Below are 24511 nucleotides of genomic sequence, written 5' to 3' on the forward strand. Positions count from 1 at the left end.
TGCGTCCGGCCGGACCTTGCGGGCAAGGTCCGGCCGGATACGTGAGATTGACGTCAATCGTTGACGGGGTGGTCGGGTCAGCCGAGCAGCGTGCTGAGCTCGACGGACTCCAGGCCGTGGGCCTCGGCGACCGGGCCGTAAACGACCTTGCCGTCATGGGTGTTGAGGCCCAGCGCCAGCGCGGGGTCGCGGCGCAGCGCCTCGACCCAGCCGAGGTTCGCGAGCTGCACGATGTACGGCAGCGTGGCGTTCGTCAGCGCGTAGGTGGAGGTGTTCGGGACCGCGCCCGGCATGTTGGCCACGCAGTAGAAGACCGAGTCGTGGACCTGGAAGGTCGGCTCGGCGTGCGTGGTCGGACGGGAGTCCTCGAAGCAGCCGCCCTGGTCGATGGCAATGTCGACAAGTACACTTCCGGGCTTCATCTTGGCGACGAGCTCGTTGGTGACCAGCTTCGGGGCCTTCGCACCCGGGATCAGCACGGCGCCGATGACGAGGTCGGCCTCGACGACGGCCTTCTCCAGCTCGAACGCGTTGGAGACGATCGTCTTGACCTTGGTGCCGAAGACCTTGTCGGCCTCGCGGAGCTTGTTGATGTCCCTGTCGAGCAGGGTCACGTGGAAGCCCATGCCGATGGCGATCTGCACGGCGTTCCAGCCGGAGACGCCGCCGCCGATGACGACGCACTCGCCGGCGTGGGTGCCGGGGACGCCGCCGGGGAGCACGCCGCGGCCGCCGGCCGAGCGCATCAGGTGGTAGGCGCCGACCTGCGGGGCCAGGCGGCCCGCGACCTCGGACATCGGGGCGAGCAGCGGGAGCGCGCGGTTGGCGAGCTCGACCGTCTCGTAGGCGATGGCGGTGGTGCCGGACTCCAGCAGGGCGTCCGTGCACTCACGGGAGGCCGCCAGGTGCAGGTAGGTGAAGACGGTCTGGTCCTTGCGGAGGCGGTGGTACTCCTCCGCGATGGGCTCCTTGACCTTCAGCAGCAGGTCCGCGGTCGCCCACACCTCGTCGGCGGTCGCGAGGATCTCGGCGCCGGCGGCCACGTACTCGGCGTCGGAGATCGAGGAGCCGACACCGGCGTTCTGCTCGATGAAGACCTGGTGGCCGTTGCGGACCAGCTCATGCACGCCGGCGGGCGTGATGGCGACCCGGAACTCGTTGTTCTTGACCTCGCGGGGGATGCCGACCTTCATCGTCGATCACGGTCCTTGGCTCAGGGGAAACTACGGGGCACTTCCATACATACCCGTCCACAAGGTGCGCAACGGGATGCACCACGAGATGACGTGGTGGAGCCAGTCTAATGAAGGATGAGGCCCTGTCTAGCCTTGCAAACCAATAATCTCAGTCGTTACCACTGCGGATTTCGCAGGCCGCGGGGTCGTCTCCCAGCAACTTGTCGGCTGCCGAACGGTGCAGGCGCGCGGCCGCCGGATCGCCCAGCCGGTCGAGGGTGTCGGCCAGGCGCACCTGGAGCGCCGCCTGAAGGCGCAGGTCTCCGGCCCGCCGCGCGAGATCGACCGCCTCGCGGCAGGTGTGCAGCGACTCCTCGGACCGTCCGGCGTACTCCTGGATCCGCGCCATCTCGCTCAACGCCTTCGCCTGCCCCGGCACGTCCGCCAGCCTCCGGTAGCCCGCGGCGGCGGCGCGCCAGCTGCGCAGCGCGTCCCCGTACCGGCCCGCGTGGGTGTAGGCGTTGCCGAGCCGCCCGTACAGCCTGGCCTCGTCCGCGCGTTCGCCCCGCGCCAGGGCCTGGGCCAGGGCCCGGCCGAACCAGTCGGCCGCCCGCTGCCAGTCGGTGAGCTCCTGGTAGGCGCCGCCCACGGATTCCATCGCCCGGCCGGTGGCGTACGGGTCGTTCGCCGCCCGCCCGGCGTCCAGTGCGGCCCGGTAGCGCTCCAGCGCCTCCCGGGTCCGCCCGGTCTCGGCGTCCAGGTCGGCGAGGTTCAGCAGGGCCGCGGCCTGCTCGCGGTGCAGGCTCCGGCGCTCGGCCACGTCCAGGACCAGCCGGTGCAGCCCGTACAGCTCGGGTGCGGCCTCCGCGGTGCCGCGGTGCTCGGCGAGGGCCCGGACGAGTCCGGCGACGAGCCGGCGGGCCAGGGTGTCCAGTCCCCCGTCGGCCACGGCCAGCTGGGCGGCCGCGGACAGGGCGGGAAGCCGGGTGTCGAGCCAGGTGGCGGCGGACCGCCGGTCGGGGAAGCGGAGCGCGCGGGGCAGCCCCTCCAGCAGTTCCCGTACGTCCTCGCCCTCCGCAGTGGCCATGACCCCGCACGAGTGCAGCAGGCGTACGGTGCGCTCCAGCATCCTCGCCCGGGCCAGCTGGACCTCGGCGGGCCGCTCCCGGGTCTCCAGCAACGGGCGGATCAGCGGGACGAGGCAGCCGGGCAGCAGGAACAGCCCGTCGGAGCCGTGCCGCAGCAGGCCCAGCCCGGCGAACTCCTCCAGGACGGACTGGGCGGCGGCCACGGAGCAGCCGGCGAGGGCGGAGGCGGTGTGCGAGTCGACGATGCCGGCGGGCGCGAGCGGCAGCAGTCGCAGGGTCCGCTGGGCGGGCTGCGGCAGCGACTCGTAGACGAGCCGGAAGCCTCGGCCGAGCGGGCCCTCGCCGTCGGACGGCATGTCGTGCAGCTGCTTGGCGGTGTCGGAGACGGAGGCCTTGGGGTGCGCGGCGAGCCATCCTCCGACGAGGGCGAGCACGGCCGGCTGTCTGTCGCACACCTCGGCGAGCTTGTCGGCGGAGCGCGGGTCGACGGCGATGCGGGTGGTGCCGATGCGCTGGGCGAGCATCTCGACGGCGGAGGCGGTGTCCAGGCCTCCGAGGGTGCAGGGGCGGACGTCCGGGATCCCGGTCAGGGGCCCTTCGGCGGTGAGGACGACCAGGCAGTCCGGGTTGTCGGGCAGCAGCGCGTCGACCTGGTAGGGGTCGGAGGCGTCGTCGACGAGGAGGACGGCCCGCCGCCCGGTCAGGGCGGTGCGCAGGGCGGAGCTGAGCTCGTCCTCGGCGGCGCCGGGCGGGGTGGGTTCCCCGAGTCCCTCAAGGAGGGTGCGCAGGGCGCGTTCGGTGGCGATGGCCCGGCCGCCGGGCGAGGTCAGCCGGACCCGGAGCAGCCCGTCGGGGTAGTCGGCGGCGATCTCGCGGACGAAGGCCTCGGCGAGGGCGGTGCGGCCGGAGCCGGGGCGCCCGGCGATCAGCAGCAGGCGCGCCCGGGGGGCCTTGGCCTTGCGGCCGGAGAGGGTGTCGAGACCCGTGCGCGCGATGTCCTCGCGCAGCTCCTTCAGCTCACGCCGCCGCCCGACGAAATCCGCCACGGATCCGCTCCTCTCCCTGCCTTCGGGGTGCGAGCGTAGTTCACGCTGAGCGACGACCCGTGGGGAGCGCGGCGGGCACATCGCCCGATCGGATCAGCCGATGGTCACACCGCCCTCCATCCGGCCCATCCGGCCCGCCCTACGACGGCCCGCGCCCGGCGACGGCGACGGCTCAGGCCTCGTACGGGCGGGCCGGCCAGGGCGCCTGCGGGTCGCGCAGGCAGTCCAGTCCGCCCTCCGCGGCCAGGGCGGCCCGAAGCGCCAGGACGCCGCTCACCAGGCCCGGGTTGCCCAGTTCGCCCGCCAGGACGGCCCGGACCAGGTCGGCGAGCGGGACGCGGGACAGCTCCATGTCCGCCTCTTCCTCGGACGCCTCGAAGCGCTCGCCGTCGGCCTCGGCGAGGTCGCGCGCGAGGAAGACCCGCACCGCCTCGTCCGACCCGCCGGGCGAGGAGAAGAAGTCCACCAGCACCCGCCACTCCCCCGCCGTGACGTGCGCCTCCTCGTACAGCTCACGCTGCGCGGCGCGCAGCGGGTTCTCGCCGGGCACGTCGAGCAGGCCCGCGGGCAGCTCCCACAGCTTCCACCGCACCGGGTGCCGGTACTGCTTGAGGACCAGGACCCGCTCCTCCTCGTCGAGGGCGAGGACGCACACGGAGCCCGGGTGCGCCTGGTAGTCACGGGTGGCCACGGAGCCGTCGGGCATCCGCACCTCGTCCGTCACCACCGCCGTCTTGCGGCCCTCGAAAGGCCGGCGGCTCGACAGCGTCTCCCACGACTCGGCCGTGTCCTTGATGTTCATTCCCCGAAACCCTCCACACGCGCGACGGCCGGGGTGCGGATGCCCGCACCCCGGCCGTCTACGTTATGCGGTCGTCACTCGCCCGACTGCTTGCGCTCCACCGCGGCCTTCACCAGGCCGGCGAAGAGCGGGTGCGGACGCGTCGGGCGCGAGCGCAGCTCCGGGTGGGCCTGGGTGGCCACCAGGTAGGGGTGCACCTCGCGCGGGTACTCGACGTACTCGACGAGCTTGTTGTCCGGGGAGGTTCCGGAGAAGACGACGCCCGCCTTCTTCTCCAGCTCGCCGCGGTAGGCGTTGTTGACCTCGTAGCGGTGGCGGTGGCGCTCGTCCACGTACGCCTGGTCGCCGTAGACCTCGCGGACGATCGAGCCCTCGGCCAGCTTGGCCGGGTACATGCCCAGGCGCATGGTGCCGCCCAGGTCGCCGGCGCCCTCGACGAAGGCGAGCTGCTCCTCCATGGTCGAGATGACCGGGTGCGGGGTGGAGGAGTCGAACTCGGTGGAGTTGGCCTCGGGGATGCCGGCCAGGTTGCGGGCGGCCTCGATGACCACGCACTGCAGGCCCAGGCACAGGCCGAGCAGCGGGACCTTGTTCTCGCGGGCGTAGGTGATCGCGCCGACCTTGCCGTCGACACCGCGGTCGCCGAAGCCGCCGGGGACGCAGATCGCGTCGACGTCGGACAGCTGGGCGGCGGCGCCGGCCGGCGTCTTGCAGTCGTCGGAGGTGACCCACTTGATCTGGACGCGGGCGCGGTTGGCGAAGCCGCCGGCGCGCAGCGCCTCGGTGACCGACAGGTAGGCGTCCGGCAGGTCGATGTACTTGCCGACGAGCGCGACCTTGACCTCGTGGTCGGGGTTGTGGACGCGGTCGAGGAGGTCCTCCCAGACCGTCCAGTCCACGACGCGGAACGGCAGGTCGAGCTTGCGCACGACGTACGCGTCGAGGCCCTCGGTGTGCAGGACCTTGGGGATGTCGTAGATCGACTTGGCGTCGATGGCCGCGACCACGGCCGCCTCGTCCACGTCGCACATCAGCGAGATCTTGCGCTTGATGGAGGTGGGGACGTCGCGGTCGGCGCGCAGCACGATCGCGTCGGGCTGGATGCCGATGTTGCGCAGGGCGGCGACCGAGTGCTGGGTCGGCTTGGTCTTCAGCTCGCCGGAGGGGCCGATGTAGGGCAGCAGAGAGATGTGCACGACGAAGACGTTGTCGCGGCCGACCTCGTGGCGGACCTGGCGGACGGTCTCCAGGAACGGCAGGGACTCGATGTCACCGACGGTGCCGCCGACCTCGGTGATGACGACGTCGACGTCCTCGGTCGCCATCCGGCGGATGCGGTGCTTGATCTCGTTGGTGATGTGCGGGATGACCTGCACGGTGTCACCGAGGTACTCGCCGCGCCGCTCCTTGGCGATGACGGTGGAGTAGACCTGGCCGGTCGTGACGTTGGCCGAGCCGTCGAGGTCGACGTCGAGGAAGCGCTCGTAGTGGCCGATGTCCAGGTCGGTCTCGGCGCCGTCGTTGGTGACGAACACCTCGCCGTGCTGGAACGGGTTCATCGTGCCCGGGTCGACGTTCAGGTACGGGTCGAGCTTCTGCATCGTGACCCGCAGACCGCGCGCCTTCAGCAGCGCACCCAGGCTGGAGGCCGTCAGGCCCTTGCCGAGGGACGAAGCGACACCCCCGGTGACGAAGATGTGCTTGGTCGTCGTGGATTTGGGCGGCATCGCCAAGAGGGGGCTCCCGTGGTCGCGAAGTGAAGTGCGTCCGGCGCCGGCCACCGTCGAACCGGAAGGTCTCAGGGGGCGCCGAAGCTGCGGTTTCGGGGTGCCTGATGCACACAGGCGGACCACCGATCCACGGGGTACCAGCCTATCAGCGCCCGGCGCGCTCCGCCTCCGGCCGCGCGCCGCGCCGGCGGTCCGACCGCCCGCTACCGCATGGCCTACCGCCGATCGGGCGACATCCGTCCTGGTCACCCGTTCGGACGAGCGGCACTGTCGCCTGACTCGAAGAGATCACTAGGGTGCCGTCATATCCTGCTCGGATATCGCTGCACATCGCCGCCGAGCAGTCCGGCAGACGGCGTAACCCGGCCGCATCCGGAATCATGAGCTCAGTGCGGGGATCCACACACGGAAGACCGCGCAACCGCGCAATGCAAGCGCCCTTCGGGGCGGACGTGGCCGTTTCGACTGGAGAAGCAACGTGTCCGGGCGCATCGAGGATTACGCACTGATCGGAGACACGCAGACCGCCGCACTGGTCTGCCGGGACGGATCGGTGGACTGGCTGTGCCTGCCACGGTTCGACTCCCACGCCGTCTTCGCGAGCCTTCTGGGCACGGAGGACCACGGGTTCTGGCGGATCGGCCCGGCGGGCTCCGGGGCTCCGTACGCCGACCGGCGCCGCTACCAGGGCGACTCGCTGGTCCTGGAGTCGGAGTGGGACACCCCGGACGGCACCGTCCGCGTGATCGACTTCATGCCGCCCCGCGAGGACCACGCCCCGCAGCTGATCCGCATCGTCGAGGGCGTCAGCGGGCGGGTGCAGATGCGCTCGGCGCTGCGGATGCGCTTCAGCTACGGGCGGGTCGTGCCGTGGGTGCACAAGGTGGACGGCCGGACCGTCGCCGTCGCCGGCCCCGACTCGGTCTGGCTGGACAGCGACGTGCAGACGTACGGCGAGGATCTGACGACGTACTCCGACTTCGCCGTCGGCCCCGGCGACCGGGTGGCCTTCTGCATCAGCTGGCAGGCCTCGCACCGCGGCGCACCGGAGGTCCCCGACGCCCCGGCGGCACTGACGGCCACCACCGCGTTCTGGCGCGAGTGGGTCGACCACTGCACGTACCACGGCCCCTACCGGGAGGCCGTGATCCGCTCCCTGATCACGCTCAAGGCGCTGACGTACGGGCCCACCGGCGGCATCGTCGCCGCGCCCACCACCTCGCTGCCCGAGGAGATCGGCGGCGTCCGGAACTGGGACTACCGCTACACCTGGCTCCGGGACGCGGCGATCACCCTCTCCTCGCTGCTGCGCACCGGCTACCGCGAGGAAGCCCAGGCCTGGCGCGAGTGGCTGCTCCGCGCGGTGGCCGGGGACCCGGAGAACCTGCAGATCATGTACGGGATCGCGGGCGAGCGGGAGCTCGGCGAGACCGAGCTGGACTGGCTGCCGGGCTACGAGGACTCCCGCCCGGTCCGGGTCGGCAACGGGGCCGCGCACCAGCTCCAGCTGGACGTCTACGGCGAGGTCACCGAGGCCCTGCACCTGGGCCACATGACCGGCCTGGCCCGCAGCGACTACGCCCAGGGGCTCCAGCTGAAGCTGATCCGCTACCTGGAGACGCACTGGGACCAGCCGGACGAGGGCATCTGGGAGGTGCGCGGACCGCGCCGGCACTTCGTGCACTCGAAGGTGATGGCCTGGGTGGCCGTGGACCGGACGATCAAGCTGATCGAGAGCGGGGACGCGGACGGCCCGCTGGAGCGGTGGCGCGAACTGCGCGACGAGATCCACCAGGACGTGTGCGAGAAGGGCTACGACAAGGAGCGCAACACGTTCACCCAGTCGTACGGGTCGAAGGAACTGGACGCCTCCCTGCTGCTGATCCCGCAGATGGGCTTCCTCCCGCCGGACGACAAGCGGGTCATCGGCACCATCGAGGCGATCCAGCGCGAGCTGTCCACGCCCGACGGGTTCATCCTGCGCTACCCCACCGCCGGCGAGGAGGCCGGCGTGGACGGCCTGGAGGGCGACGAGGGGGCCTTCCTGGCCTGCTCGTTCTGGATGGCCGACGACCTGGCGATGATCGGACGGGTCGACGAGGCCCGCCACCTGTTCGAGAAACTGCTGGCCCTGCGCAACGACCTGGGGCTGCTGGCCGAGGAGTGGGACCCCCGACTGCAGCGGCAGGTCGGCAACTTCCCGCAGGCCTTCAGCCACGTTCCCCTGATCGACACGGCCCTGCGCCTGACGGCGAGCGGCGCGTACGGCGGCTGACCCGCCGGCGGCGGGGTCCGCCGCGCCCGGGAGGTGGGGCCCTGGGGGCCCGCCTACGCTGGAAGGGTCCTTTGCCCCCCGGCGGAAAGGGGCGGCCATGGCTCCCCTGTCGAAGGCGGGCACGGCGCTTGCCGCGCTCCGCGAGGATCTGGCCGGCGACGTGTTCGCACCCGGCGACTCGGGCTACGACGAGGCCCGGCGCGTCTTCAACGCGATGATCGACCGCAGGCCGGCCGTCATCGCGCAGTGCGAGAGCGTCGCCGACGTGGTCACCGCCGTGCGTTTCGCCCGGGACCTGGACCTCCACGTCGGGGTGCGCGGCGGCGGCCACAGCGTCGCCGGGATGGCCCTCAACGACGGCGGGGTGGTCGTGGACCTGCGCCGCATGCACGAGGCGACCGTGCACCCGGCGGCCCGGGCGGTCCGCGTGGAGGGCGGGGCCACCATGAGCCACCTGGACCGGGCCTGCCAGCCGTACGGCCTGGCCACGACGGGCGGCCGGGCCTCCACCACGGGCCTCGGCGGCTACGTGCTGGGCGGCGGCAGCGGCTGGCTGGACCGGAAGTTCGGGCTGGCCGTCGACAACCTGCTGGGCGTGGAGCTGGTGACCGCCGACGGCATGGTGGTGGAGGCCACGGCCCAGGAGAACCCGGAGCTGTTCTGGGCGCTGCACGGCGGCGGCGGGAACTTCGGCATCGCCACCTCCCTCACCCTGCGGCTGCACGAGCTGCCGGCGTTCTCCTTCGCCCTGCTGCTGGCCCTGCCGGAGCACGGGCCGGCCCTGACCCGCGCCTTCCGGGAGGTCATCGAGGGCGGCCCCGACGAGGTGGGCGGCGGCATCCTCTACCTGACGGGATCGCCGGACGAGTTCATGCCGCCGCACCTCGTCGGCACGCTGCTGGCCGCCGCGGTGGTGACGTACGCGGGCCCCGAGGAGGGGATCCGCAAGGTCGCGGCGCCGCTGCTGGCGGTCCCTCACGAGGTGGAGATCGTGACGGCGACCCCGTACGCCGACTTCCAGTGCCTGCTCGACGACCCGCCGGACCTGCGCAACTACTGGTCCGCCGAGTACCTGACCGGCTTCCCGGACGAGATGCTCGACGTGTTCTGCGCCCGCGCGTACGACATGCCGGTGCCGTCGGGCTGCCAGCACGTGCTGTTCCCGCAGGGCGGTGCGATCGCCTCCGGCCCGCCCCAGTGGCCGGTGCCGTACCGGGACGCGCCGTGGGTGGTGCACCCGTTCGGGATCTGGGAGGACCCCGCGGACGACGAGCGCGCCGTGCGGTGGGTCAGGAACGTACGGGCCGACGCACAGCCGTGGAGCACGGGCGCGGTGTACCTGAACTTCACCGGCGACGAGGGCCCGGAGCGGGTCGCGGCGGGCCTCGGCACGGAGAACCTGCGCAGGCTGGGCGAGGTGAAGCGGCAGTACGACCCGGACAACGTCTTCCGCTTCAACCACAACATCAAGCCGCTGTAGCGACGGCCCGGGCCGGACGGTAGCGTCCCGCGCTATGGACGACCAGGGCGGGATCACCGTTCAGCGGGCACTGGAGCTGCCCGGGCTGCGCAGCGGACTGCCGGAGGTGGTCGCCTGCGCCGACCGCCTCGGCCGGACCGTGCGCTGGGTGCACGCGGGCGAGGTGCCCAACATCGCGTCCCTGCTCAAGGGCGGGGAGTTGCTGCTGACCACGGGTCTGGGCCTGGGCACCCGGCCCGCCGAGCAGCGGGCCTTCGTCCGCCGCCTCGCGGAACGCGGCATCGCCGCCCTGGTGGTCGAGCTCGGCCCGCGCTTCACCCGGCTCCCGGCGACCCTCGTGGACACGGCGCGGGCCGCCGGGCTGCCGCTGGTCCAACTGCACCGCGAGGTCCCGTTCGTGGCGGTGACGGAGGAGGTCCACACCGAGATCGTCAACGGCCACTACGCACTGCTCCAGCGCGCCGAAGAAGTGCACCGCCGGTGCACGGAGGCCCTGCTCAGCAGCGGCGGAATCCCCCAGGTGCTGCACGTCCTGGCCGACTTCACCGCGAACCCGGTGTTCCTGGAGACCGTCGACGGCCAACTCCTCTACGGGGCCGGACCGGGGTCCGGGGAGGCCGCCGCGGATCCGCTCCAGGTCTGGGAGGGGCTGCGCGGCCAGCGGGAGGCCGGGCCCTCCGGCCACACCGTCGTCGTCGACGTGCCCGGCGGCGGCCACGGCGCCGGCTCGGTACGGGCGCGGCTCGTGCTCCTCGGGGTCTCGGCGCCGCTGATGCCCGTGCACCGCATGGCGGCCGAGCGGACGGCCGGCGTGCTGGCCGTCGTCCTGATGCAGGCCCGGCAGGAGGAGGAACTCGCCGCCCGCGGCCGCGGCGACTTCCTCACCGACCTGGCCGAAGGGCGGATCTCCGCCGAGGACGCCCCCGCGCAGGCCCGTGTCCTCGGCTTCCGGCCGGGACCCGGGCCGCTGCTGCCCGTCGTGATGCGCCTGTCGGCCGACCTGGGCCCGGCGGGGAACTGGGCCGTGCTGGCCCGTGCCGTCCTGGAGGAGCTGTCCGCGGTCGGCGTGCCGGTGCTGCTCGGGGTCCGGCCGGTCGAGGGCCGGGTGCCGCTGCTGGTGTCGCTGCGGGCCGAGTCCGAGCGGACCGCCGTCGCGGACCGGGTCGCCGCCGCCCTGCGGGCCGGGGTGGAACGGGCCGGCCTGGGCCGGGCCGCGGCCCCGCCGGCCGTGGTGGTCGGCGTCGCGGGCGGCTGGGCGGCCGTCTCCGCCGGGCTGCGGCACGCGGCCGAGACCGCCACCGCCGCCCACGGGCTGCCCGCCCGGCCCTGGTACGACGCCCGGCGCCTCGACATCGACCTGCTGCTGTGGCGGCTGCGGGAGCATCCCGACCTGGCGGCCTTCGTGGACCGGGCGATTGGGGCGCTGAGGGCCCACGACGCCACGTCCCGGCCTCCGCTGCTGCCCACGCTGGAGACGTACCTGGCGCATGCGGGGCGGAAGGCGGAGACGGCGCGGGAGCTGCACCTGAACCGGCAGACGCTGTACAACCGCCTGGCCCGCATCTCGGAACTCCTGGGCACGGACCTCGACGACCCGGAGACGGTCCTCTCCCTCAGTCTGGCCCTGCGCGCCCGCCGCCACGCCGGGCCTTCCTGACGCGCTCCGGGTCCGCGCGGTGGTCCGGTCCCCGGATCGAGGGGGCCGCTTCCACCGCGGCGGCCCGCCCGGCGAGGAGCCGCGCCCGCGGGGTCGCCGCTGCCGGGGCTCGGTCGAAGCGTCGCGGGAGCTGCCGCAGGCCGCAGCCGGCGGTGCTGGGCGTCGTCGTCCCGGGGTGGGCGGCGTCGAACCGTTCGAGGGCCTTCGGACACGCGGTGTGGGACTCCGCCCGCGCCGTTCACCAGGGCGCGCCGACCGGCACGCTTCCTCCGCTCAGCGGCGGCGTTCCGTCAGTTCGTCGTAGACGGACAGGACCTGGGCGACCGTGTCGTCCTCCGACGGCCACGTCGCCGCCTGGGCCCGGCCCGCCGCCGCCAGCTCCGACCGGCGGTCCGGGTCCGCCAGGAGCCGTGACACCGCCGTCGCCAGGGCGGCCGCGTCGCCGTAGGGGACCAGCACCCCCGCGTCCCCGACCAGCTCCGGCACGCCCCCGACCGCGGTCGCCACCAGCGGCACGCCGAGCCGCAGCGCCTCCTGCGCCAGCAGCGACCGTGCCTCCCACCGGCTGGGCAACACCGCCACATCGGCCGCGGCGAGCAGCTGCACGGCGTCCCGGCGCCGCCCCAGCAGCCGTACCGGCAGCCCCTCGGCCTCGATCCGGCGGGACAGTTCGGCCCGCTGCGGCCCCTCCCCCGCGACCACCACCAGCGGTACCGGTTCCAGCTCCCGCCAGGCGCGGGCCGCGTCCAGCAGGACGGAGTAGCCCCGGTGCGGGACGAGGCTCCCGATCGCGATCACGAGCGGCCGCCCGACCGCGCCGAGCTCGGCCCGCGCCTTGCCCGGGTCGGCGCCCGGGGCGGCGCCGTCGGGTCCCGTCGGGGCGGCGGGCCGGGCCAGCCGGGCGTCCCGGGCGCCGCGGGCCCGCGCCAGGTCCACCTGGTCGGAGGAGGCGCCCAGCACCACGGCCGCGGCCCGGGCGACCTGCCGTTCCAGCAGCCGGCCCAGCCGCCCGAGCGGGCCTTCGGCCGCCGGCCCCCCGCTCTGCCAGGTCACCACCAGCGGTACGCGGCGCCCGCGCAGTGCGAGCAGGGCCCGTACGGCCGCCCGTACGCCGTGAGCGTGCACGACGTCCGCCCCGGCGCAGGCGGCCCGCATCGCGCTCACCGCGTCGGGCGCGAACTGTGCTCCGGCGCCGGTGAAGTCGTACTCTCCCTCCGCCTCGACGGGGGCGCACACCGTGACGCGCACCCCGCGTGCGGCGAGTCCGGTCGCGAGGGACCGTACGTGCGCGCTGCTGTCCGCGCCGGCACCGTCGAGCACCTGGACGGTGCGCAGGGGCGGCCGACCGTACGGCTGTGCGGGGGCCGGGAACGGGACCGGGGAGCTGCTCACGGGCCGGCTCCTGGATGAGGGGGCAGAGGACGCCGCCCAGGATGCCAGCCCGCACGCGCGTACCGGGACCATACGGGTGCGGATCCCGCACGAGATACCGTCACACGCCCCCGAGCCTCACCCACACGGCGTAGCGCCTCGTCATCCCGGCGCCACCTTCGCGCCACCCCACGCCTCCCCCCTCGCCACCCCCGCCGCCCTGCGCCACCGCCTGCGCCGACGCCTTCCCGGCGGCGCCCGCGTGCGCGCCCGAGCGGAGGGGGAGCGCGCGAGCGCACGGGGGCTTACGGGGCTGAGGGACAGGGGTACCCATGCCGAGGGCCCGGAGCGCCGTGCGCCCCGGGCCCTCGCGGCCGCTCCGCTACGCGTCGGCGCGTGCCGCCGCCAGCAGTTCCTCGGCGTGCGCCCGCGCGGAGACCGAGTCCTCGTGGCCCGCCAGCATGCGCGACAGCTCGCGGACGCGGTCCTCGCCCTCCAGGACGGTGACGCCGCTGCGGGTCACCGAGCCGTCGTTGGTCTTCTCGACCAGCAGCTGCCGGTCCGCGAAGGCCGCCACCTGCGGCAGGTGGGTGACGACGACGACCTGCGCCGACTTGGCGAGCTTCGCCAGGCGCCGGCCGATCTCGACGGCCGCCTTGCCGCCGACGCCCGCGTCGACCTCGTCGAAGAGGTACGTCGGCACGGGGTCGGAGCCCGCGAAGACGACCTCCACGGCCAGCATGACGCGCGACAGCTCACCGCCGGACGCGCCCTTGGCGATCGGTCGCGGCTGCGCACCCGGGTGCGGCGCGAGCAGCAGCTCGACCTCGTCGGCGCCGGAGGGCCCGTAGGCGACGCGCCGGCCGCCGACCTCGACACCGTCCGCGTCCTCCACCTGGCGGACGTCGATGGTCACCCGGGCGTGCGGCATCGCCAGCGAGGCCAGCTCCTCCGTCACGGCGGAGGCGAACCGCGTCGCCGCCTCCGTCCGGGCGTCCGTCAGGGCCTGCGCGAGCTGGGAGAGTTCGGCGGCGAGCCCGTCCCGCTCGGCGGTGAGCTCCGTGATCCGCTCGTCGTCGCCGTCGAGCTCCAGCAGGCGGGCGGAGCCCTTCTCGGCCCAGTCCAGCACGGCGTCGACGGAGTCGCCGTACTTGCGCGTCAGCTGGGTCAGGGCCGCCCGGCGCTCCTCCACCGCGGCGAGCCGCAGGGGATCGGCGTCCAGGTCGTCGGCGTAACCGGCGAGCTCGCCGGCCACGTCGGACAGCAGGATCTGGATCTCCCCGATCCGTTCGGCGAGCGACCCGAGCACCGGGTCGTGGGACCGTACGACCTCCAGGGCCCGGTGCGCGCCCGCGACGAGCGTGTTCGCGTCGACGCCCTCCGGGTCCTCAACGTCGCCGGCCAGCGCCGCGTGCGCGATCTGGGCCGCCGAGGCCAGCGCTTCGGCGTGGCCGAGCCGTTCGGCCTCCGCGGCCAGCTCCGCGTCCTCACCGGCCAGCGGCTCCACGGCCGCGATCTCCTCCAGCCCGAACCGGAGCAGATCGGCTTCCTGGGCCCGCTCCCGGGCCCGGGTGGTGATCTCGTCGAGCTCGGCGGCGACGGCGCGCAGCCGCCGGTACGCGGCCGCGTACTTCTCCAGGGGGACCGCGACGGCGTCCCCGGCGTACCGGTCGAGGGCCTGCCGCTGCCGGGCGGGCCGCAGCAGCCCCTGCTGGTCGGTCTGGCCGTGGACGGCGATCAGGTCGTCGGCGAGCTCGCCGAGCAGGCCGACGGGCACGGCCCGGCCGCCGACGTGGGCGCGGGAGCGCCCTTCGGCGGACACGGTCCGGCTGATCAGCAGGGTGCCGTCGTCGAGCTCGGCTCCGGCCTCCTCGGCCCGTACGGCCGCGGGCGCGCCGGGGCGCATGACGATCCGGCCCTCCACGACCGCCGCCTTGGCGCCGATCCGTACGAGGGCCGGGTCCGCGCGCCCGCCGAGCAGCAGCCCGAGGCTGGTGACGACCATCGTCTTGCCCGCGCCGGTCTCGCCGGTCACCGCGGTGAAACCGGGCGACAGCTCGACCACAGCGTCGTCGATGACCCCGAGCGACCGTATCCGCATCTCCTCAAGCACGGGACGACCATACCGAGGTTTGACCGGTGGCATGTGACGTCACCCGTCGAGAGTTCTCCGAACGGATGTGCTATTAACGACACCCGGCGGGCTCACGCGCCGGGTGCCCCTCCGGCACTAGTGCGGGGCGCCGCGCCAACCCGCCACGGGCAGCGCGAACTTGGCGACGAGCCGGTCGGTGAAGGACGCGTGGTGCAGCCGCGCGAGTCGTACCGGCACCGCCCCGCGGCGGACCTCCACGCGGGCCCCGGCAGGCAGCTCCATCATGCGCCGGCCGTCGCACCACAGCACCCCGTGCGGGACGCCGGCCTGCACCTCCACGGCCAGCACCGAGTCCGGCGAGGTCACCAGCGGCTTCGCGAACAGCGCGTGCGCGCTGATCGGCACCATCAGCAGCGCCTCCACCTCCGGCCAGACCACCGGCCCGCCCGCCGAGAAGGCGTACGCCGTCGAACCCGTCGGGGTCGCGCAGACGATCCCGTCGCAACCGAAGCCGGACACCGGGCGCCCGTCGATCTCCAGGACCACCTCCAGCATCCGCTCGGGGGCCGCCTTCTGGACCGCGGCCTCGTTCAGCGCCCAGTCGCGGTGGACCACGTCGCCGTTGGTCCGCACCAGCACGTCGAGGGTCATCCGGTCCTCGACCTCGTACGCCCGCGTCACCACCCGGTCGACGACCTTGTCCAGGTCGTCCCGCTCGGCCTCGGCGAGGAACCCCACGTGCCCCAGGTTGACGCCCAGCATCGGCACCCCCGACCCGCGCGCGAACTCCGCGCCGCGCAGCAGGGTCCCGTCGCCGCCCAGGACGACCAGCAGTTCACAGCCCTCCAGCGCCTCCGGGGTGCCCTCGGCCACGAGCTCCACCTCGGGCGGCAGCGGAAGGTCCCGCGCCTCGTGCTCCAGGACCCGTACGCCCAGTCCGCTCCTGAGCAGCCCCTGCACGACCAGCTCGGCGCTGCGGATGGCCGCGGGCCGCCCGGTGTGCGCGACCAGGAACACGGTCCGCCCGATCGCCGGGCGCGCTCCGCGCTCCGCGGCGGTCGCAGCCGCCGCGCCCCCCGAACCCGTGTAGCCCGTGTAACCCGTGTAACCCGTTGAAGCTGTTGAACCGTTCGATCCCGCTGAATCTGTCACTGCGGCCCCTCCGCCACTGCACGGTCGACATCCTCCGGGTCGAGTGCCGGAGCCCCCGCCCTCAGCCACAGAAAGTACTCGACGTTGCCCGACGGACCGGGAAGCGGACTCGCCGTCACCCCGAGCACCCCCAGCCCCAGCGCCGCAGCCTGCGCGGCGACCCCCCGCACGGCCTCCGCCCGCAGCTCGGGGCTGCGCACCACGCCGCCGCTGCCGAGCCTCTCCTTGCCCACCTCGAACTGCGGCTTCACCATCAGCACCAGGTCCGCGTCCGGCGCGCAGCAGGCGACGAGCGCCGGCAGCACCAGGCCGATCGAGATGAAGGACAGGTCACCGACGACGAGGTCGACGGGGATCCCGTCGATCTGCTCCAGGGTGAGCTCGCGGACGTTCGTGCGGTCCTTCACGGTGACCCGGTCGTCGCTCTGCAGCGACCAGGCGAGCTGCCCGTAGCCGACGTCGACGGCCATCACGTGGTCAGCGCCGGCGCGCAGCAGCACGTCCGTGAAGCCGCCGGTCGAGGCGCCGGCGTCCAGTGCGCGCCGGCCCTCGACGACGAGGCCCCGCGGCTGGAAGGCGGCGAGCGCGCCCGCCAGCTTGTGGCCGCCCCGGGAGACGTAGTCGGGGTCGGTGTCGTCCTTGAGGACGACGAGCGCCGCGCTGGTCTCGACCTGGGTGGCCGGCTTGGTCGCGGTGGTCCCGCCGACGGTGACCCGACCCGCGGCGATCAGCTGCGCGGCGTGCTCCCGCGAGCGGGCCATGCTGCGGCGTACCAGTTCGGCGTCCAGGCGGCGGCGTGCCACTCCTGCCACGTTCGGTTCAGCTCCTGTTTTCGTACGGTCCGGGGAGGGGCGGTGCGTCCAGCGCGGTCAGCACCTCGCGCAAGCCCCTGTGCACATCCTCGTACACCGCGACGTGCCGGTCCGCCGTGAGGTGGTCGGCTTCGGCCAGCCGCTCCAAGTGCGCGTCGACCGCGGCGTGCCCGGTGGGGGTGCGGACGAGGTCCAGCGGCGCGGCCCCGACGGGCCCGGCTGCGGCTTCGTCGGCGGCCTGCACGCCGGCGCTCGCGGCCCGCTCAGCCTCCGCGGGCGCGTCGCCGGGGGCCACGTCGAGTCCGTCAGGTCCGGTGGAGGTCCCGGTCCCCGCGGAGGGCTCGGGCACCGCGGAGGTTTCGGAGGCGTCGGGCGCTCGGTCGCTCATGCCCCGACGCTACCCCGAAGCGCGCGAGCGGCCACCCTTGGCTCTGCGGTACGGTCGAGATCACGATGGCTACGATCGCGGAGTGCCGAGCGGCACTGGACCGACTCTCCGACAACCTGGCGCGGGCCGACGGCGACGTGCGCGGCGCGGCCGCCCTCGACCGCTCCCTGAGCTGCCACATCACCGATCTCGACCGGACCTTCACGGGCCGCCTCGACGGCGGCCGGATCAGGGTCGACGCGGTCGCCCCGGGCCCGCCCGCCGCCAAGGCGCAGATCCGGCTCGCGATGACCGGCGACGACCTGGTCGCTCTGGTCACGGGCGAGCTCGCGTTCGCCAAGGCCTGGGCCGCCGGTCGGGTCCGGCTGGAGGCGGGGGTACGGGACCTGTTCCGGCTCCGGAACCTCCTGTAGCCCGGGTCCAGGGCGCCCCCGCACGGCGCCCGCGGCCCTCAGGCGGCGGCGCCGTGCGCCCGCGGCCCTCAGGCGGTGACGGCCTCGGCCCGGCCCGTGCGTGCGGAGGTGCGCGCGGCCGGGATCACCAGCGGGGTCCCCGTCTCGGGGTCGTCGATGATCCGGCAGCGCAGTCCGAAGACCTCCTGCACCAGCTCGGCGGTGACCACCTCGGCCGGCGGCCCCTCCGCGACGACCTTCCCGCCCCGCATGGCGATCAGGTGCGTGGCGTACCGTGCCGCGTGGTTGAGGTCGTGCAGGACGGCGACCAGGGTCCGCCCCTGGTTCTCGTGGAGCTCGGCGCACAGGTCCAGCACGTCGATCTGGTGCTGGATGTCCAGGTAGGTGGTCGGCTCGTCCAGCAGCAACAGCGGCGTCTGCTGGGCCAGCGCCATGGCGATCCACACGCGCTGGCGCTGTCCGCCCGACAGCTCGTCCACGCTCCGGTCGGCGAGCTCGGCGACCCCGGTGGAGGCCATCGACTCCCCAACGATCCGTTCGTCCTCCTTCGACCACTGCCGCAGCAGCCCCTGGTGGGGGTACCGGCCGCGGGCGACGAGGTCGGCGACGGTGATCCCGTCCGGGGCGACCGAGGACTGCGGCAGCAGGCCCAGGGTCTTCGCGACCTTCTTCGCCGGCATGGAGCCGATGGCCTGCCCGTCGAGCAGCACCTGTCCGGCGGCCGGCTTCAGCATCCGGGAGAGGGCGCGCAGCAGCGTGGACTTGCCGCACGCGTTGGGTCCGACGATCACCGTGAAGGAGTTGTCGGGGATCTCCACGGACAGGTTCTCGGCGATGACCCGCTGCTCGTAGCCGAGGGTCACGTTCTGCGCGGTCAGCCGCTGCTGCACCTGCGTACTCCTTGAGTCGTTCATATACGTCCCGCCCTGCGCTCCGTGACGAGCAGCCAGAGCAGATAGACACCGCCGACGAGCCCGGTCAGCACGCCCACGGGCAGCTGGTCGGCGCCGAACGCCCGCTGCGAGGCCCAGTCGGACAGCAGCAGCAGGACGGAGCCCATCAGGGCGCCGGTGAGCAGGTTCGACCCGGGCGAGCGGGTCAGGCGCCGGGCCAGCTGGGGCGCGGCGAGCGCGACGAAGGTGATCGGTCCGGCCGCGGCGGCGGACGCGGTGGTGAGCAGGACCGCCGCCAGCATGAGCAGCATCCGCACGCGCTCGACCCGCACCCCGAGGGCGTACGCGGCGTCGTCGCCCATCTCGGTCATCCGCAGGGCCCGGCCCTGCCCGAGGACCAGGGGGAACAGCACCGCGCAGGTCGCCAGCAGCGGCCACACCTGGCTCCAGTCCCGACCGGCCAGCGAGCCGGTCAGCCAAACCATGGCCCGGGTGGCGTCGACGAGCTGGGCCTTGGTCAGGAGGTACTGGATCGCCGCGACGAGCATGGCGGAGGTGCCGATGCCGACGAGGACCAGCCGGTAGCCGTTGATGCCGCGCTTGTACGAGACCAGGTAGACGAAGACGCCCGTCAGCAAGCCGCCGGCGAGTGCCCCCGCCGCCACCGCGTTCGCGTCACCCTTGAACAGGACGATCACGAGGAGCGCGCCGACCGCCGAGCCGTAGTGGAAGCCGAGGAGGTCCGGGGAGCCGAGCGGGTTGCGGGACAGGGACTGGAAGACCGACCCGGCCATGCCGAGGGCTGCGCCGACGAGCAGGGCGACGAGGACCCGGGGCAGCCGCAGGTCGTTGACGATGAAGTCGTGCGCGGGCGAGCCGTTGCCCAGCAGGGTGCGTACGACGTCCCCCGGCGCGATCTCGAAGTCGCCGGTGCCGATCAGGAGGACGGCCAGCCCCGCCACGGCGGCGGTGAGCACCAGGCCGACCGCCAGCGCCCGCGGTTCCACGCGCAGCGACAGCCCGGCGGGGCCGCGCAGCGTCCGGGTCGGGGAGCCGAACCGGGTTCGGCCCGCTCGGAGTTCGACGGTCACAGCTGGGCCATCCTCTTGCGCCGGACGAGGTAGATGAAGACGGGTCCGCCGATGAGGGCGGTGACGATGCCGACCTGGAGCTCGGCGGGCCGGGTGACGACCCGGCCGATGACGTCCGCGCCGAGCAGCAGGACGGGCGACAGGACCGCCGAGTAGGCGAGCACCCACCGCATGTCGGGCCCGGTGATGATGCGGGCCAGGTGCGGGATCATCAGCCCGAGGAAGACGATCGGCCCGCAGGCGGCGGTCGCGGCCCCGCACAACAGGGTGACGGCGAGCATGGCCCCGGTCCGGGTCCGCGTCAGGTGCGCGCCGAGCGCCCGCGCCGTGTCGTCGCCCATGGCCATCGCGTTGAGCGGCCGCCCCAGGGCCAGCGCGAGGACCGCGCCGACGACCAGGAACGGGGCCACTTGCCGGACGGTGTCCATGTTGGCCGAGGCCAGCGAGCCCACCGTCCAGAAACGGAGCTTGTCCAGCGCCTTGCTGTCCATCAGCTGTACGGCGTTGATGTAGCCGACGAGGGCGGCACTGGCCGCCGTACCCGCGAGCGCGAGGCGCACCGGCGTCGCGCTGCGGCTGCCGCCGAGCACGTACACGACGACCGAGACGACGGCGGCCCCGAGCAGGGCCCACCACACGAACGCGGTCAGGCTGGAGGCCCCGAGGAAGCTGATGGCCGACACCACGGCGGCGGCCGCCCCGGCGTTGACGCCGAGGATGCCGGGCTCCGCGAGCGGGTTACGGGTCAGCGCCTGCATCACGGCGCCGGACAGCCCGAGCCCGATGCCCACCATCAGCCCGAGGAGGGTGCGCGGGATGCGCAGATCGCGCACCACCACGTCGGAGGGCGTCCCCGCGTAGTGGAACAGGCCGTGCCAGACCTCGTCGAGGGGCATCTGCTTGGCGCCGACCGCGATGCTAGCCACCACGACGAGGGCCAGCAACACGAAGGCGCCCAGCAGGCCGGCGGCGCGCGCCGCGTGTCGCGCGCGCGGGGCGGCGACCGGCGCAGCGCTCTGTTCAGGGGGACTCTCGACCAACACGGAGGTTAGGTTAGCCTACCCTGGGCGTTTCCTTGATCCTGCGTTCCCCGATTCTGACGCCTACAACCCGGTCCTGGCCAGCGCCTTCCCCGCGTCCAGCGTGCAGGCCCCTTCCCCCGCCCAGGTCCACGCGGCCGCGCACAGCGCCCGCAGCCCGTCGACCTGGTCGCCCGCACCGCGCAGTTCGAGTACGCCGTCCCCGGCGGCCGCGGTCCAGCCGCCGCAGCGGAAGCCCTCCCCGGCCGGCTCGACCTCCGGCTGCCCGGTCAGCAGCCCGCGCAGGTCCCGGTCCACGTACGTCGGCCGGTGCCGGGGCTCGGCGCGCAGCAGCTGCGCCCCGTCCGCGATGCCGGTCAGCACCAGCAGCGAGTCCACCTCGCCGTGGAACGCCCCCTCGATGTCGGTGTCCAGCCGGTCCCCGACCACCAGCGGCCGCCGTGCTCCGGTCCGCAGCACCGTCTCCCGGTGCATCGGGGGCAGCGGCTTGCCCGCCACCTGCGGCTCGGCACCCGTGGCGATCCGTACGACCTCCACCGCCGCCCCGTTGCCGGGGCCGATGCCCCGCCCGGTCGGGATGGTCAGATCGGTGTTGGACGCGTACCACGGCACCCCCCGGTTGACCGCGTACGAGGCCTCCGTGAGCCGCCCCCACGGCAGGTCGGGTCCCCCGTACCCCTGGACGACCGCGGCGAGGCCCTCCTCGTCGGCCGAGTCGACCGGCACCAGTCCGCGCTCGCGCAGCGCGACCCGCAGTCCCTCCCCGCCGATCACCAGCACCTTCGAACCCAGCGCCACCTGCTCCGAGATCAGCCGGGCCACCGCCTGCGCCGAGGTGATCACCTCGGCGGCCTCGGTGGGGATGCCCAGCTCGCCCAGGTGGGCGGCGACGGCGTCCGGCGTCCGCAGCGCGTTGTTCGTGACGTACGCCAGGTGCATGCCCCCGGCCCGGGCGGCGGCCAGCGACTCCACGGCGTGCCCGATGGCCGCGCCGCCCGCGTACACGACGCCGTCGAGATCCAGCAGGGCCGTGTCGTACGCCTGGTGCAGGGCGAGATCGCTGCCCGCCGGACTGGTCCTGCTCTGCCGGGTCATCCTGTGCACTCCCTGTCGGCCCGATCCACTCGATCTTCGAACGATCTCAACCAATTGCCCGCCGAGGTCTTCTTCACTCGATCATCCCGCATCGCGAGACGCGCCTTACCATGCACCAATGACCACTATTGGCACCACGCACGACGGGCTGCGCCTGATCCCCTTCCATGGCCTGCGCTACGTCCCGGAGCGCGTCGGCAGCCTTGCCGCCGTCACATCACCGCCGTACGACGTGGTGGTGCGTCCCGACGGCGTCGACTACCTGGAGTCCGCCGACCCGCACAACATCGTCCGCCTGATCCTCCCCCAGGCCGAAACGCCGGACGCCCGCAACGAGCAGGCCGCGCAGACCCTGCAGGACTGGCTGGCCAAGGGCGTCCTGAGCACGGACCCGGAACCTGCGCTGTACGTCTACGAGCAGCGCAAGGGACGCCTGATCCAGCGCGGCATCATCGGGGCACTGGCCCTCTCGGCGGCGGACGCCGGCATCGTGCTCCCGCACGAGGACGTCATGCCGCACGTGGTCACGGACCGGGCGGGGCTGATGCGGGCCACGTCCGCGAACCTGGAGCCGCTCCTCCTCACCTACCGGGGCGGCGACGCCGCGGCCGGCGCAGCCGCGGTCGTCGAGCGGACCGCCGGGCGCGCCCCCCTGTTGGCGACGACGACCGAGGACGGCGTCCAGCACCGGCTGTGGGCCGTCACCGACCCCGCCGACCAGGCCGCCATCACCTCCGACCTCCACCACCGCCAGGCACTGATCGCCGACGGCCACCACCGCTGGGCGACCTACCTGCGCCTCCAGCAGGAGCACCGGTCCCTGCAGGAGCACCAGTCGCCGACGCCGTGGGACTTCGGCCTCGTGCTCCTCGTGGACACGGCCCGCTACCCGCTCCAGGTCCGGGCCATCCACCGCATGCTGCACCGCCTTCCGCTCGCCGACGCCCTGGCCGCCGTCGAGGGGACCTTCCGGGTCCGCCCGGTCGAGGGCCCGCTGCCGCTGGCCCTGGAGGCCCTGGCGGACGCCGCGGAGCGCGGCAACGCCTTCCTCCTGACCGGGGACGGCACCTTCCACCTGGTCACGGACCCTGACCCGGAGCTCCTGCACCGGACCGTGCGCCGCGACCGTCCCGAGGCCTGGCGCCGGCTGGACGCGACCGTGTTGCACGCGACGCTCCTCGACGCGCTGTGGCGGATCCCGGACACCCCCGACCAGATCACGTACATCCACGACGCGGCGGCCACCGTCGCCATGGCCGAGCGGCACGGCGGCACCGCGGTCCTGCTGCACCCCGTACGCGAGGAGGTCGTGCGGGAGCTGGCCCGCCAGGGCGTGACGATGCCCCGCAAGTCGACCTCGTTCGGACCGAAGCCGGCGACGGGCCTGGTCCTGCGCAGCCTGGGCTGAACGCCTGGCACGGGCTGACGCCGGACACGGCGGAGGGCGGCACCCCCTCGGGGGTGCCGCCCTCCTTCACTTCACCGCTCAGGCTTTGTCGCCGTCCCGGTCCTCGTCCTCGACGGCCACGGCTTCGTCAGCGACGTCGACGACGTCGTCGCCTTCGTCAGCGACGTCGACGTCCGCGTCCGCGTCCGCCTCGGACTGCTCGATCGGCTCGTACTCGTCGTCGTCCTCGTCGTAGTACTCGGTCTGGTCGGAGGCGCGCTCGGCGCGGGCCACCTCGGCGGGGTCCTGCCCGTCGAACTCGTCCTCGTCCCGGGCGCCGTCCTCGTCGGAGTCCATCGCGTCGACGAACTCGACGCCGTCCAGCTCGGCGAGCCGGTCGGAGGCGTCCGTGGCCCCGTCCCGGTCCGACTCCAGCGCCTTGGCGAACCACTCGCGGGCCTCGTCCTCACGGCCGGCGGCGAGCAGGGCGTCGGCGTACGCGTACCGCAGGCGCGCGGTCCACGGGTGCACGGCGTTCGAGGCCAGCTCCGGGCTCTGCAGGGTGACGATGGCGGCTTCGAGCTGCCCCATGTCACGCCGCGCGCCGGCGGCGACCAGGCGCATCTCGACCTGGCCGGCCTTGTCGAGCTTCTGCACCTCGGGCTCGCCGGCCATGGCCAGCGCCCGCTCCGGACGGCCGAGGCCGCGCTCGCAGTCGGCCATGATCGGCCACAGTTCGACGGAGCCGGTCATGCGCCGGGCGGCACGGAACTCCGCGAGCGCCTCGCTGTACTTCTGCACGGCGTACGCGGCGAAGCCGGCGGCCTCGCGGACGGCGGCGACGCGGGAGGCCAGCCGCAGGGCGATCCGCGAGTACGCGTACGCCCGCTCCGGCTCCTCGTCGATCAGGCGGGCGACCATGACCAGGTTCCGGGCGACCTCTTCGGCCAGTCCCTTGGGCAGGCTCAGGAGTTCCTGGCGGACGTCGGCGTCGATCTCCATGCCGGTGACGTCCTCGTCGATCGGCAGCCGCTTGACGGGCTCACGGTCGCGGTCCCGGTCGCGGTCCGGCCGGCCGCCGTCGCGGTCGCGGTCGCCGCGGTAGCCGCCGCGGTCGTCGCGCCCGCGGTACCCGCCACGGTCGCGGTCGTCACGACGCCCGTACGAGGGACGCTCACCGCGGTCGTCACGGCGGTAGCCGCCACGCTCGCCGCGGTCACCGCGGTCGTCACGCCGGAACCCACCGCGCTCGTCGTCCCGACGCCCGTACGAGGGACGCTCGCCACGGTCGTCGCGGCGCGGGTACGAGGGCCGCTCACCGCGGTCGTCGCGGCGGAAGGACGGACGCTCGCCACGGTCGTCACGACGCGGGTACGAGGGACGCTCGCCACGGTCGTCGCGGCGGAAGCCACCGCGCTCGTCGTCGCGGCGCGGGTACGAGGGCCGCTCACCGCGGTCGTCGCGGCGGAAGGACGGACGCTCACCGCGGTCGTCGCGGCGCGGGTACGACGGGCGGTCCTC

The 24511-nt window shown here is 73.8% G+C and carries 19 protein-coding genes; 5 read left to right on the forward strand and 14 right to left on the reverse strand.

Translation table 11 applies throughout. From position 1 onward, the window contains the following. Window positions 1-77: 77 nt before the first annotated feature. The 4 genes from ald to ACFV7Q_RS20155 all read right to left on the reverse strand — a co-directional run bounded on the left by ald (window position 78) and on the right by ACFV7Q_RS20155 (window position 5838). Window positions 78-1193, reverse strand: a complete 1116-nt coding sequence (gene ald, locus ACFV7Q_RS20140) for an alanine dehydrogenase (protein ID WP_385430143.1) — start codon at window positions 1191-1193, stop codon at window positions 78-80. A gap of 151 nt (window positions 1194-1344) precedes the next feature. After that, window positions 1345-3390: a tetratricopeptide repeat protein gene (locus ACFV7Q_RS20145; RefSeq protein ID WP_385430145.1), complete on the reverse strand. Its 2046-nt coding sequence runs from the start codon at window positions 3388-3390 to the stop codon at window positions 1345-1347. A gap of 91 nt (window positions 3391-3481) precedes the next feature. Then, entirely contained in the window at window positions 3482-4111 is a 630-nt protein-coding gene (locus ACFV7Q_RS20150) for an NUDIX domain-containing protein (RefSeq protein WP_385430147.1), read from the reverse strand. Between the two features lie 74 nt (window positions 4112-4185). Next, a complete protein-coding gene (locus ACFV7Q_RS20155; RefSeq protein WP_385430148.1) occupies window positions 4186-5838 on the reverse strand; it encodes a CTP synthase in 1653 nt (550 codons plus the stop codon). A gap of 481 nt (window positions 5839-6319) precedes the next feature. Here ACFV7Q_RS20155 and ACFV7Q_RS20160 point away from each other — a divergent pair, with 481 nt between their 5' ends. The 3 genes from ACFV7Q_RS20160 to ACFV7Q_RS20170 all read left to right on the forward strand — a co-directional run bounded on the left by ACFV7Q_RS20160 (window position 6320) and on the right by ACFV7Q_RS20170 (window position 11253). Beyond that, window positions 6320-8116, forward strand: coding sequence for a glycoside hydrolase family 15 protein (locus ACFV7Q_RS20160; protein WP_385430150.1), 1797 nt, complete (start codon window positions 6320-6322; stop codon window positions 8114-8116). A 97-nt stretch (window positions 8117-8213) separates the two neighbouring features. Continuing rightward, entirely contained in the window at window positions 8214-9596 is a 1383-nt protein-coding gene (locus ACFV7Q_RS20165; RefSeq protein ID WP_385430151.1) for an FAD-binding oxidoreductase, read from the forward strand. Between the two features lie 34 nt (window positions 9597-9630). Continuing rightward, entirely contained in the window at window positions 9631-11253 is a 1623-nt protein-coding gene (locus ACFV7Q_RS20170) for a PucR family transcriptional regulator (protein WP_385430153.1), read from the forward strand. Between the two features lie 273 nt (window positions 11254-11526). Here ACFV7Q_RS20170 and ACFV7Q_RS20175 read toward each other — a convergent pair whose 3' ends face one another. The 5 genes from ACFV7Q_RS20175 to ACFV7Q_RS20195 form a co-directional block, all read right to left on the reverse strand. After that, entirely contained in the window at window positions 11527-12645 is a 1119-nt protein-coding gene (locus ACFV7Q_RS20175; RefSeq protein ID WP_385430155.1) for a glycosyltransferase family 4 protein, read from the reverse strand. Between the two features lie 361 nt (window positions 12646-13006). Beyond that, complete coding sequence (recN, locus tag ACFV7Q_RS20180) at window positions 13007-14725, reverse strand: DNA repair protein RecN (protein ID WP_385430177.1); 1719 nt, start codon at window positions 14723-14725, stop codon at window positions 13007-13009. 129 nt (window positions 14726-14854) lie between these two features. Next, window positions 14855-15748 carry an NAD kinase gene (locus ACFV7Q_RS20185; RefSeq protein ID WP_385430178.1) on the reverse strand — a complete coding sequence of 298 codons (894 nt, stop codon included), beginning with the start codon at window positions 15746-15748 and terminating at the stop codon, window positions 14855-14857. A 119-nt stretch (window positions 15749-15867) separates the two neighbouring features. After that, a complete protein-coding gene (locus ACFV7Q_RS20190; RefSeq protein WP_385430157.1) occupies window positions 15868-16683 on the reverse strand; it encodes a TlyA family RNA methyltransferase in 816 nt (271 codons plus the stop codon). A 7-nt stretch (window positions 16684-16690) separates the two neighbouring features. Then, window positions 16691-17071 carry a hypothetical protein gene (locus ACFV7Q_RS20195; protein WP_385430159.1) on the reverse strand — a complete coding sequence of 127 codons (381 nt, stop codon included), beginning with the start codon at window positions 17069-17071 and terminating at the stop codon, window positions 16691-16693. A gap of 65 nt (window positions 17072-17136) precedes the next feature. Here ACFV7Q_RS20195 and ACFV7Q_RS20200 point away from each other — a divergent pair, with 65 nt between their 5' ends. Beyond that, the gene (locus tag ACFV7Q_RS20200; protein ID WP_385430161.1) at window positions 17137-17484 is read left to right on the forward strand and encodes an SCP2 sterol-binding domain-containing protein; all 348 of its coding nucleotides are present in this window, start codon (window positions 17137-17139) and stop codon (window positions 17482-17484) included. A 68-nt stretch (window positions 17485-17552) separates the two neighbouring features. Here the strand turns inward: ACFV7Q_RS20200 and ACFV7Q_RS20205 are convergent, their stop codons facing one another. Genes ACFV7Q_RS20205 through ACFV7Q_RS20220 form a run of 4 tightly spaced genes read right to left on the reverse strand, consistent with a single transcriptional unit; the run spans window position 17553 to window position 21603 of the window. Then, the gene (locus tag ACFV7Q_RS20205) at window positions 17553-18398 is read right to left on the reverse strand and encodes an ABC transporter ATP-binding protein (protein ID WP_385430163.1); all 846 of its coding nucleotides are present in this window, start codon (window positions 18396-18398) and stop codon (window positions 17553-17555) included. After that, a complete protein-coding gene (locus ACFV7Q_RS20210) occupies window positions 18395-19468 on the reverse strand; it encodes a FecCD family ABC transporter permease (protein WP_385430165.1) in 1074 nt (357 codons plus the stop codon). Before ACFV7Q_RS20210 ends, ACFV7Q_RS20205 begins: the two co-directional genes overlap by 4 nt. After that, window positions 19465-20511: a FecCD family ABC transporter permease gene (locus ACFV7Q_RS20215; protein WP_385430167.1), complete on the reverse strand. Its 1047-nt coding sequence runs from the start codon at window positions 20509-20511 to the stop codon at window positions 19465-19467. The genes ACFV7Q_RS20210 and ACFV7Q_RS20215 overlap by 4 nt, the downstream gene beginning before the upstream one ends. Window positions 20512-20571: 60 nt before the next feature. Beyond that, window positions 20572-21603, reverse strand: a complete 1032-nt coding sequence (locus ACFV7Q_RS20220) for an HAD hydrolase-like protein (protein WP_385430169.1) — start codon at window positions 21601-21603, stop codon at window positions 20572-20574. A 118-nt stretch (window positions 21604-21721) separates the two neighbouring features. Here ACFV7Q_RS20220 and ACFV7Q_RS20225 point away from each other — a divergent pair, with 118 nt between their 5' ends. Further along, window positions 21722-23011 (forward strand): DUF1015 family protein, encoded by a 1290-nt coding sequence (locus ACFV7Q_RS20225; RefSeq protein WP_385430171.1) that lies wholly within the window; start codon window positions 21722-21724, stop codon window positions 23009-23011. A 78-nt stretch (window positions 23012-23089) separates the two neighbouring features. On the opposite strand, the gene ACFV7Q_RS20230 is transcribed toward ACFV7Q_RS20225, so the two are convergent. Next, window positions 23090-23992, reverse strand: a complete 903-nt coding sequence (locus ACFV7Q_RS20230) for a tetratricopeptide repeat protein (protein ID WP_385430180.1) — start codon at window positions 23990-23992, stop codon at window positions 23090-23092. Window positions 23993-24511 lie beyond the last annotated feature (519 nt).

The sequence above is a fragment of the Streptomyces sp. NPDC059851 genome, from assembly GCF_042732005.1.
Taxonomy (GTDB): Bacteria; Actinomycetota; Actinomycetes; order Streptomycetales; family Streptomycetaceae; genus Streptomyces.